1 protein-coding gene is annotated in these 637 nt (G+C 70.6%); it reads left to right on the forward strand.

The window, feature by feature from the left end; genetic code table 11:
• The coding region (locus tag J5M58_RS25870; protein WP_368857209.1) for an MFS transporter at positions 1-637 on the forward strand (637 nt) is incomplete at both ends.

Raw genomic sequence — 637 nt, forward strand, 5'->3', positions numbered from 1 at the left:
GGTCAGTACCGTGACGTTGCTGGGTTCCGCACTCGCGACGATTGCCGTCGGCATGCTGGCCGGCCGCGTCGCACACCGGCGGATGCTGATGCTCGCCGCGACACTGATGGCCGCCACGGGCATCGGCTTCGCGAGTCTGTCCACGCTGTGGGCGCTCATCGCCGTCGCGTTCGTCGGCACGCTCAATCCAAGCGCCGGTGACGTCAGCCTGTTTCTGCCGCTCGAGCAGTCGCGCCTTGCCGAGGCCGCCGCGGGCGATGCCCGCACCGCGCTCTTTGCGCGATACAGCCTGATCGGCGCGCTATCAGCGGCAGCCGGCTCGCTGGCGGCAGGTCTGCCACTCTGGCTCGCCGCGCACACCAGCATCCCGCTGCCCGGCGCGATGCGCGGCATGTTCGTCGTCTATGCCGGCGCCGGCGTTGCCGTCTGGCTGCTCTATCGACATTTGCCGCTCCCCGAAGCCCACGCGCCCGCCGCGCCGCCGCCGCTCGGCCCCTCCCGGCGCATCGTCACCCGGCTCGCGATGCTGTTCAGCGTCGACGCGTTCGCAGGGGGCCTCGTCGTCAATTCACTGCTGTCGCTGTGGCTGATGCAGCGCTTCGGGCTCTCGGTCGCCGCTGCCGGCCGGTTCTTCTTC

This window comes from Pseudomonas sp. 32_A, assembly GCF_017490905.1.
Classification (GTDB): domain Bacteria; phylum Pseudomonadota; class Gammaproteobacteria; order Pseudomonadales; family Pseudomonadaceae; genus Aquipseudomonas; species Aquipseudomonas inefficax.